The sequence below is a fragment of the Microlunatus ginsengisoli genome (genome assembly GCF_039537205.1).
Lineage (GTDB): Bacteria > Actinomycetota > Actinomycetes > Propionibacteriales > Propionibacteriaceae > Microlunatus > Microlunatus ginsengisoli.
Genome location: NZ_BAABAB010000017.1, coordinates 225196 through 234959, shown reverse-complemented (window position 1 = coordinate 234959; position 9764 = coordinate 225196). Strand labels below are relative to the sequence as shown.

At 69.5% G+C, this 9764-nt stretch carries 6 protein-coding genes; 4 read left to right on the top strand and 2 right to left on the bottom strand.

Translation table 11 applies throughout. The features are described 5' to 3' along the window. The first annotated feature begins 230 nt into the window (after positions 1 to 230). From adhE to pflA, 3 genes are all read left to right on the top strand, one after another. The gene (gene adhE / locus ABD747_RS13570) at positions 231 to 2960 is read left to right on the top strand and encodes a bifunctional acetaldehyde-CoA/alcohol dehydrogenase (protein ID WP_344805339.1); all 2730 of its coding nucleotides are present in this window, start codon (positions 231 to 233) and stop codon (positions 2958 to 2960) included. Between the two features lie 222 nt (positions 2961 to 3182). Further along, complete coding sequence (gene pflB, locus ABD747_RS13565) at positions 3183 to 5480, top strand: formate C-acetyltransferase (protein ID WP_344805337.1); 2298 nt, start codon at positions 3183 to 3185, stop codon at positions 5478 to 5480. Between the two features lie 14 nt (positions 5481 to 5494). Beyond that, positions 5495 to 6346, top strand: a complete 852-nt coding sequence (pflA, locus tag ABD747_RS13560; protein ID WP_344805335.1) for a pyruvate formate-lyase-activating protein — start codon at positions 5495 to 5497, stop codon at positions 6344 to 6346. 359 nt (positions 6347 to 6705) lie between these two features. Here pflA and ABD747_RS13555 read toward each other — a convergent pair whose 3' ends face one another. Continuing rightward, the gene (locus ABD747_RS13555) at positions 6706 to 7680 is read right to left on the bottom strand and encodes a PLL family lectin (protein ID WP_344805333.1); all 975 of its coding nucleotides are present in this window, start codon (positions 7678 to 7680) and stop codon (positions 6706 to 6708) included. A gap of 490 nt (positions 7681 to 8170) precedes the next feature. Then, positions 8171 to 9094 (bottom strand): hydroxymethylglutaryl-CoA lyase, encoded by a 924-nt coding sequence (locus ABD747_RS13550; protein ID WP_344805331.1) that lies wholly within the window; start codon positions 9092 to 9094, stop codon positions 8171 to 8173. A gap of 91 nt (positions 9095 to 9185) precedes the next feature. Between ABD747_RS13550 and ABD747_RS13545 the strand changes: the two genes are divergently transcribed. After that, on the top strand, positions 9186 to 9749 hold the full coding sequence (locus tag ABD747_RS13545) for a dihydrofolate reductase family protein (RefSeq protein WP_344805329.1): 564 nt from the start codon (positions 9186 to 9188) through the stop codon (positions 9747 to 9749). Positions 9750 to 9764 lie beyond the last annotated feature (15 nt).

The following is a 9764-nucleotide window of genomic DNA, read 5'->3' as shown; positions in this document are numbered from 1 at the left end:
CGTCCCTCCAGTGCTCGCACAACGGCGCTCATCGGCCCTGGGCGGCCCGCTGGGGGGACGAAACCAGGGAATGTCCCGGAGCACACCAGTCGACGCAGTGGTGCGTGAACGGGTGACAAGGGTGTCAGCGAGCCGGGACCTTCGGCCCATGCGACACGTCCCGGCGGTCAATAGCGTCGATCATGACGATCCGACATCGGGCCGGGTCGAATCGAACGAGAGAGCCAGCCGTGTCTGCCCCTACCCTCGACCAGCCCACCGGGTTTGCCGGAACCGCCACCGCGAACGGCCGGCTCCCGGCCGACCCGGCGGCGGCCGGCGTCTCCGAGGTCGACGCCCTCGTCAGCAGGGCGATGACGGCCCTGGACGCCTACGCCTCCTACACCCAGGAACAGATCGACTACATCGTCAAGAAGGCCGCCGTCGCCGCGCTCGATCAGCACGGCCAGCTGGCCGAGGCGGCGGTCGCCGAGACCAAGCGCGGGCTGTTCGAGGACAAGGCCGCCAAGAACGTCTACGTCTGCGAGCACGTCACCAACAACATGGACGGCCTGCGCACGGTGGGGGTGATCTCCCACGACGAGCTCACCGGCATCACCCAGATCGCCGAGCCGGTGGGGGTCATCGCCGGCGTCACGCCGGTGACGAACCCGACCTCGACCGCTATCTTCAAGGCACTGATCGCGCTGAAGACTCGCAACCCGATCGTGTTCGGCTTCCATCCGTCGGCCCAGAACTGCTCGGCCCAGGCGGCGCGAGTCGTCCGGGACGCGGCGATCGCGGCCGGTGCCCCGGAGCACTGCGTGCAGTGGATCGAGCACCCGTCGATCGCCGCCACCGCCGAGCTGATGAACCATCCCGACGTCGCCACCATCCTGGCGACCGGCGGCAACGCCATGGTGCGGGCGGCCTACTCCTGCGGCAAGCCGGCGCTCGGCGTGGGCGCCGGCAACGTGCCCGCGTACGTCCACCGGTCCGCCGACCTGCCCCGCGCGATCAACGACATCGTGTTGTCGAAGTCCTTCGACAACGGCATGATCTGCGCCTCCGAACAGGCCGCGATCCTCGACGCCGAGATCTACGACCTCGCCATGGACGAGTTCGCCAAGTTGCACGCCTACCGCGCGTCGGCGGAGGAGAAGGCCCTGCTGGAGCGATTCGTGTTCGGCGCGACCGCGGGCGGGGAGTCCTGCTCCGGCGCCAAGCTAAACGCCAGCGTCGTCGGCCAGTCGCCGGCCTGGATCGCCGCCCAGGCGGGGTTCTCGGTGCCCGAGGACACCTCGATCATCCTGGCCGAGGTGAGCAGCGTCGGCCCGCACGAGCCGCTGACCCGGGAGAAGCTCTGCCCGGTGCTGGCCGTGCTGCGCGCCGAGAGCACCGAACACGGGGTCAGCCTCGCCGAGCAGATGGTGGAGCTGGACGGTCTCGGCCACAGCGCGGCCATCCACACCGGCGATGATCAACTCGCACTGGAGTTCGGCAAGCGGGTCAAGGCGGTCCGGATCATCCGCGACTCACCGACCTCGATGGGCGGCATCGGTGACGTCTACAACGCCTTCATCCCCTCGATGACCTTGTCCTGCGGGTCGTACGGGCACAACTCGGTCGCCGGCAACGTCTCGGCCGTGAACTTGATCAACGTGAAGAAGATCGGCCGGCGCAACAACAATCTGCAGTGGTTCAAGGTGCCGAGCAAGACCTACTTCGAGCCGTACGCGATCCGCTACCTGCACGATATGGCGGACGTCAGCCGGGTGACGATCGTGACCGATCCGACCATGACCAGGCTCGGCATCGTGGACAAGATCTTGGACGTGCTGGGCCGCCGGCCGCAGCAGGTCGCGCTGCAGATCATCGACTCGGTCGAGCCCGAGCCGACGGTCGGCACCGTGCAGAAGGGCGCCGCCTTGATGCGGGAGTTCAAGCCGGACACGATCATCGCGCTCGGCGGCGGGTCGCCGATGGACGCAGCGAAAGTGATGTGGCTGCTCTACGAGCACCCCGAGACCAACTTCGCCGACCTGAAAGAGAAGTTCATCGACATCCGCAAGCGGGCCTTCCGCTTCCCCACCCTCGGCGCGCTGGCCCAGTTGGTCTGCATTCCGACCACCTCCGGAACGGGTGCGGAAGTGACACCGTTCGCGGTGATCACCGATCCCGGCAACGGCAAGAAGTACCCGCTGGCCGACTACGCACTGACCCCGACGGTGGCGATCATCGATCCGGTGCTCACCGGTGGGATGCCGGCTTCGCTGGCCGCCGACTCCGGCTTCGACGCGCTGACCCATGCCACCGAGGCGTACGTCTCGGTGTACGCCAACGACTTCACCGACGGGATGGCGCTGCACGCGATCAAGTTGATCTTCGACAACCTGGCGAGCTCGGTCAACGGTGCCCCGGGCGCGGCGGCGACGGCCAAGGCCCGGGAGAAGATGCACAACGCGGGGACGATCGCCGGCATGGCGTTCGGCAACGCGTTCCTCGGCATCGTGCACGCGATGGCGCACACCATCGGGGCGACGTTCCACCTGGTGCACGGCCGGACCAACGCCACCCTGCTGCCGACCGTGATCCGCTACAACGGCACGGTACCGACCAAGCTGAACGCGTGGCCGAAGTACGAGAGCTACGTCGCGCCCGAACGGCTGCAGGAGATCGCGGCGATGCTCGGCCTGCCGGCCGCCACCCCGGCCGAGGGCGTGGAGTCCTACGCCCGCGCCGTCGAGGAGCTGCGTGACCGGGTCGGCATTCCGCGGTCATTCCAGGCTCAGGGTGTCGTCGAGGCCGACTTCATCGGCCGCCTCGACGAGCTGGCGATGGGTTCCTACCGCGACCAGTGTGCCCCCGCCAACCCGCGGATGCCCATGCTCGCGGACATGAAGGAGTTGATGGTGGCCGCCTACTACGGCGAGTCGCATGCCGAGGCCAGAGCCCGGCTGGCCACGACCTCGGTCGCCTGACCCCCGGCCCCCGGTCCCCGTCCGCCCCCGGCCCCCCCGGTCCCCCGCTCCCCGGTCCCCCGTCCGGAAAACTGTGCGGCTATTGCATCCGCCGCCGGCGTGTCGCTGCGAGAGCTGCACAGTTTCCGGACCGGCCGGACGGGGTGGGGAGCCGGGACCTTCGCCCCTGATCGCCCAGCCTGCGCCCGACTAGCGTCGATAACGAGAACCCCAAGGAGAGAGATGTCCACCGTCACGCCGCCCCGCAATCCCGGCTACGACCCGAGTCTCGACCAAGCCCCGCAGACCTCCGCCGGAGCCGCCTGGCGCGGCTTCGTGCCCGGTCCCTGGCAGGACGAGATCGACGTCCGGGACTTCATCCAACGCAACTACACCCCCCACGTCGGTGACGCGGCCTTCCTGGCCGGCCCGACCGAGCGCACCACCGCGCTCTGGGCGAAGCTCAGCGACATGTTCCCCGACGAGCGCGAGCGCGGCGTCTACGACGTCGACTACCTGACCCCGGCCGGCATCACCGCGCACACCTCGGGCTACATCGATCAGGCCAGCGAGAAGATCGTCGGCCTGCAGACCGACGCCCCCCTGCGCCGCGCGATCATGCCGTACGGCGGCTGGCGGATGGTCGAGGACGCGCTGAACACGTACGGCTATCCCGTCGACCCGGCGCTGAAGAAGATCTTCACCACGTACCGGAAGACCCACAACGCCGGCGTCTTCGACGTCTACCCGCCGGCGGTGAAGGCGGCCCGGAGGTCCAAGATCATCACCGGCCTGCCCGACGCGTACGGCCGCGGCCGGATCATCGGCGACTATCGCCGGGTCGCCCTCTACGGCGTGGACGCGTTGATCGCGGCGAAGAAGGTCGAGCGGATCGCACTGGACGCGCAACGCAGCATCGAGGACGTGATCCGCGACCGCGAGGAGAACGCGGAGCAGATCAGGGCGCTCACCGAGCTGAAGCAGATGGCGGCCTCCTACGGCTACGACATCTCCGGTCCCGCCGGCACCGCCCACGAGGCGATCCAGTGGGTCTACTTCGCTTACCTGGCAGCGGTCAAGGAGCAGAACGGCGCGGCCATGTCGCTGGGCCGGACCTCTACCTTCCTCGACGTCTATCTGAAGCGTGACCTGGACGCCGGCCTGCTCTCCGAGACCGAGGCCCAGGAACTGATCGACGACCTGGTGATCAAGCTCCGGATCGTTCGCTTCCTGCGCACGCCCGAATACGACTCGCTGTTCTCCGGCGATCCGACCTGGGTGACCGAGTCGATCGGCGGGATGGGCGCGGACGGCCGCACGCTGGTCACCCAGACCTCGATGCGGATGCTGCAGACGCTCTACAACCTCGGCCCGGCGCCGGAACCGAACCTGACCGTGCTGTGGAGCGACCGGCTGCCCGAGGGCTTCAAGGAGTTCTGCGCCCGGGTCTCGATCGACACCAGCGCGATCCAGTACGAGTCCGACGACCTGATCCGCTCCCAGTGCGGTGACGACGCGGCGATCGCCTGCTGCGTCTCGGCCATGACGGTGGGCAAGCAGATGCAGTTCTTCGGCGCCCGGGTGAACCTCGCCAAGACGCTGCTGTATGCGATCAACGGCGGCCGCGACGAGATCACCGGTGTCCAGGTGGCACCGCCGAGCGCGCCGGTCACCGGCGACGTGTTGGCCTACGACGACGTCGACGAGAAGTTCGACGCGCTGATGGACTGGCTGGCCCAGACGTACGTGGACGCGTTGAACTGCGTGCACTACATGCACGACAAGTACGCGTACGAACGGCTCGAGATGGCCCTGCACGACAAGGAGATCCTGCGCACCATGGCCTGCGGGATCGCCGGCCTCAGCGTGGTGACGGATTCGCTGTCGGCGATCAAGTACGCGCACGTCGAGCCGATCCGCGACGAGACCGGGCTGGTGGTCGACTACGTCGTGGACGGCGAGTTCCCGACCTACGGCAACGACGACGACCGGGCCGACGAGATCGCCGCCGACATCGTGCACCGGTTCATGGAAAAGGTCCGCCGGCAACCGACGTACCGCAACTCCAAGGCCACCCAGTCGGTGCTGACGATCACCTCGAACGTGGTCTACGGCAAGGCCACCGGCAACACGCCCGACGGCCGCCGGCAGGGCGAGCCGTTCGCGCCGGGCGCGAATCCGATGAACGGCCGCGACCGGCACGGCATGCTCGCCAGCGCGCTGAGCGTGGCCAAGCTGCCGTACGACCAGGCCCAGGACGGCATCTCGCTGACCGCGACGGTGGTACCGAGCGGGCTGGGCCGGACCACCGACGAGCAGGTCGGCAACCTGGTCGGCCTGCTGGACGCGTACGTCGTGAGCGAGGGCTTCCACATCAATGTGAACGTGTTGAACCGGGAGACCCTGGTGGACGCGATGGAGCATCCGGAGAGGTACCCGCAGCTGACCATCCGGGTCTCCGGGTATGCCGTCAACTTCGTCCGGCTGACCCGCGAGCAACAGCTGGACGTGTTGTCGCGTACGTTCCACGGCGCCGTCTGAGACCGATGACCACCATGACGACATCGCTCGGGATGCCGTCCTTCACCCGGCCGTCTCCCCTGTCGGCGGAGGAGGCGGCCGAGCGGACGGAACGGCTCGCGGCCATTCGCGAGGGCCGGATCGGGACCGTCCACTCCTGGGAGCTGGTGACCGCGGTGGACGGCCCCGGCACCCGGCTGACGGTGTTCCTGTCGGGTTGCGCGCTGCGCTGCCTGTACTGCCAGAACCCGGACACCTGGAACATCCGGCACGGCACGGAACGCGCCGTCGAGTACGTGCTGAAGCGGATCAAGCGCTACAAGAAGGTGTTCCGCGCGACCGGCGGCGGGGTGACGGTGTCCGGCGGCGAGCCGCTGCTGCAGCCGCGGTTCGTGCAGCGGATCTTCGCCTACTGCGCCGAGCGCGGCATCCACACCGCGCTGGACACGTCCGGCTTCCTGGGCGCGCGCGCGTCCGACGATCTGCTCGATCACACCAGCCTGGTGCTGCTGGACGTGAAGTCCGGGCTGCCGGACGTTTATCGGGAGACCACCGGGCGCGAGCTCCGGCCGACCCTGGACTTCGGCCGCCGGCTGGCTTCGCGCGGCAACCGGATGTGGGTTCGGTTCGTCCTGGTTCCGGGTCTGACCGATGGGGTCGAAAACGTCGAGGCGGTCGCCGACTACGCCGCCTCGCTGCAGACGCTGGGCGCCGGTGGTGCGGTGGAGCGGGTCGAGATCCTTCCCTTCCACCAGCTCGGCCGGGACAAGTGGGCCGAGCTCGGCGAGGAATACACCCTGGCCGACACCCAGCCGCCCACCGAGCAGCTGGTCGAACGGGTCCGGGCCCAGTTCCTCGCCCGCGGCCTCCCGGTCCTCCGCGCCTGACCTCCCACCGCCCGGCGCCCGCCCAACGACGAACCCGGATCCCGCACAGCAACTCGGATCCCCTGCGACGGTTCGGATCCCCTACACCGGATCCGGCGGCGCACAGGGGATCCGAGGATCTGAAGTGCGGCCCGGGACAGCGAGGCGAACCCGGATCCCGCACAGCAACTCGGATCCCCTATGACAGTTCGGATCCCCTACACCGGATCCGGCGGCACACAGGGGATCCGAGGATCTGAAGTGCGGCCGGCACCCCGAGGCGAACCCGGATCCCGCACAGCAACTCGGATCCCCTGCGACGGTTCGGATCCCCTACACCGAATCCGGCGGCACACAGGGGATCCGACGATCCGGGCGGGTCAGCGCAGCTTTCCCCCGACCTTGAACCACGTGCCGTCGCCGGTGACGGCGAGGTTGCACCACAGCGAGTTGTCGATGCTCCGGGCGCAGACGGCGTCCGCGAAGGTCCCGGAGACGGTCCATTTGGTCGGCACCGACGTGATGCTGATGGTGGAGCGAACGAACTTCCAGGGCGCCTGGTAGGAGAGCTTTCCGTTCCCTCCGCGTCCCCAGTACACGTCCGTCCCACGGTCGTCCCCTGCGTACGTCGACCCGAACCCGCTGGCCGTCCGCTGCTGGTAGCCCTGGACTGCGACCGGAATCGCTGTCAGGTCGATCGGCGCAGCCCACCGCTGCGCCCCGCTGAACAAGCCCAGAGTGATATTGGTCCCGCCGTTCGCGCTGATGTCCGGGGTGGCCTGAATCGACAGTCCCACCTGGTTGCCGCCGACCGGTACCGTCCGCCACGGGGCCCTCCCCGCGCCGGTCAGCGTGGTCAGCACGACCTCGTTGTCCGGCGACCGTCCCGCGATCACGATCCCGCCGATCGACGGCAGATAGACCGCGCGCGGGGCACCCACGATCTCGCCGCCCAGGGACCGCCACCGGCTCCACGACCCGGGCACGATCTCCTTGGCATAGCCGACCGTGCCGTCGGGCCGGCGGGCGAACAGCACGATCAGACCGTCCCAATCGAGTACCGCGCTGGGTCCGCTGCTCAGCCGCGGCCCCGGCACGGTGGTCCACGTCGCTCCCGGCTCGGGCCGGGCATAGCGGATCCGATGGTCGGGCCCGCGGCCGAAGACGAGCACCCGATTGTGCCCGTAGCCGACGTCTTGGATCGCTGACACCGTCGCCGGCGTCGGATCGCTGAGCGGCTCGGCGGCTGCGACCCGAGCGGTCGGCAGCGCCAGGGCCACCGCGGTGAGCAGCACCCCGGCAACCCGTCCGGCGGTGATCTTCGTACGGCGTCGTGGCAGGACATAGTTCGTCACAAGAACCCCCCTGGTTCGGCGCAATCCCGTCATGGGAGCGCTCTCACAGTTATGGGACCTCATCCGGGCTTCGTGTGGACAACGCCGGCGTGAAGATCTCGCTACGACTTCCTCACCGCCTGCGGGCGGTCGCCCGCCAGCTCCGCGCGCTCAGCCGCGCGCCTGGCGCAAGGCGGGCTCAAGGCGCCTCGGTCAGCTCCAGCAGCAGGCTGTCCTCGTCTCCGCTGACCTCGAGCCGTACGTCGGCGTAGCTATCCGAGCCCGCCGTCCGCCGTCCCGCGCTCCACCTCGCCTGGGCGACAACCGGTCACGACCGCCGTGGCATCACTGCGAGCCGGCGCGGCTTAGCCGTCAGCGCAGACTCGGTCGGCGAGGTGCCCGGCTGACCAGACCATCTCTGCCGACTCGGATCCCCTGGATCGCCTCGGATCCCCTACACGGGATCCGGCGGCGCACAGGGGATCCGAGATCCGGCGGCTGGAGGCGCCGGTCAGCCCCGCGGCCGGTTGCGGCCGCCGGCGCGGAACAGATCGCTCTCCAACGGGTGGCCGACCAGGTCCCGGGCCAACGCGGCGGCATGCAGCACCGCCTCGAGATCCACGCCGGTCTCGACCCCGGCGTCGTCCAGCAGATAGACGAGCTCCTCGGTCGCGATGTTGCCGCTGGCGCCGGGCGCGAACGGGCAGCCGCCGAGACCGCCGACCGAGGCGTCCAGCTGGGTCACCCCGGCCTGCACGGCCGCCAGCGCGTTCGCGATGCCCATACCGCGGGTGTTGTGGAAGTGCGCGCCGAGCGGCCGGCCGTCGGCCACCGCGCCGACCGCATCCAGCAGGGCCACCACCCGGGCCGGGCTGGTGGTGCCGATGGTGTCGCCCAGGCAGAGTTGGTCCGCGCCGAGCTCGATCGCTCGACGGGCCACACCGACCGTCCGAGCGGGCTCCGTCGGGCCGTCGAACGGGCAGTCCCAAGCGGTGGCGATGATCACCTCGAGCCGGCCGCCGACGCCGTGCACCACCTCGGCGACCTCGGCCACCGCCTCGGTGGCCTGCTCGGTACCGCGTCGCGCGTTGGCCCGGCTGTGGCCCTCGGCCGCGGAGACGACGTACTCGATCGTGCGGAAGCCCGCCTCCGTCGCCCGGCGCGCGCCGTTCGGGCTGGCCACCAGCGCTGACCACTCCGGTCCACCCGGCCCGAGCCCGCCGATGTAGCCGGCGATCTCGGCCGCGTCGGCCATCGCCGGCACCGCGCGCGGCGAGACGAAGGCCGTCGCCTCGATCCGCCCGACTCCGGTGGCGATCAGCGCGTCCAGCAGCCGGCTCTTCGCCTCGGTACTGATCGGCGTCTCGATCTGCAGCCCGTCACGCGGACCGACCTCGCGGATGTCGACGGCTCGGGGCCAGCTCAGAGCGCTCATCGGCTACCGTTCCCCTCGTTGCGACACAACTCCCTGCCATTCTCGCCGAGCCGGCAACCGCACCGGGATGCACGACGGAAGGACCAGCACCATGCGCACCCTGATCGTCACCGCCTTCGTCTCGCTCGACGGCGTGATGGAGGCGCCGGGCGGTGAGGCCGGCTACCGCAACGCCGGCTGGACCTTCAAGGACGTGCCGTTCGACGAGGCCGCCTACGAGCTCAAGGGCCGCGAGCAGGAGGAGGCCGGCGCGCTGCTGGTGGGCCGGACCAGCTACGCGGCGTTCGCACCGGTGTGGGGACAGATGGCCGAGTTCGCTCGCTACAACACGCTGCCGCGCTACGTCGTGTCCACCACGCTGACCACCGACGACGAGCGCTGGCCGGCGACCATCCTCCGCTCGCTCGACGAGGTCGGCGAGCTCAAGCAGACCGACGGCGGGCCCCTGCTGGTTCACGGCAGCGCCACCCTCGGCGCGAGTCTGGCCGACGCCGGGCTGGTCGACCGCTATCACCTGCTGGTCTTCCCGCTGCTGCTCGGCGCGGGCAAGCGACTCTTCAGCGACTCCGACCACGACACCACCAAGCTCGCCCTGGTCGAGCACGAGGCGTACGCCAACGGCATCCAGAAGCAGGTCTTCGACGTCGTGCGCTGATCCGCGACCCCGGAC

Bases quoted from the DNA above. Each gene is read 5' to 3' on its own strand.
- pflB (WP_344805337.1), top strand. From the start codon at position 3,183: ATGTCCACCGTCACGCCGCCCCGCAATCCCGGCTACGACCCGAGTCTC.
- pflA (WP_344805335.1), top strand. From the start codon at position 5,495: ATGACGACATCGCTCGGGATGCCGTCCTTCACCCGGCCGTCTCCCCTG.
- ABD747_RS13550 (WP_344805331.1), bottom strand. From the start codon at position 9,094: ATGAGCGCTCTGAGCTGGCCCCGAGCCGTCGACATCCGCGAGGTCGGT.
- ABD747_RS13545 (WP_344805329.1), top strand. From the start codon at position 9,186: ATGCGCACCCTGATCGTCACCGCCTTCGTCTCGCTCGACGGCGTGATG.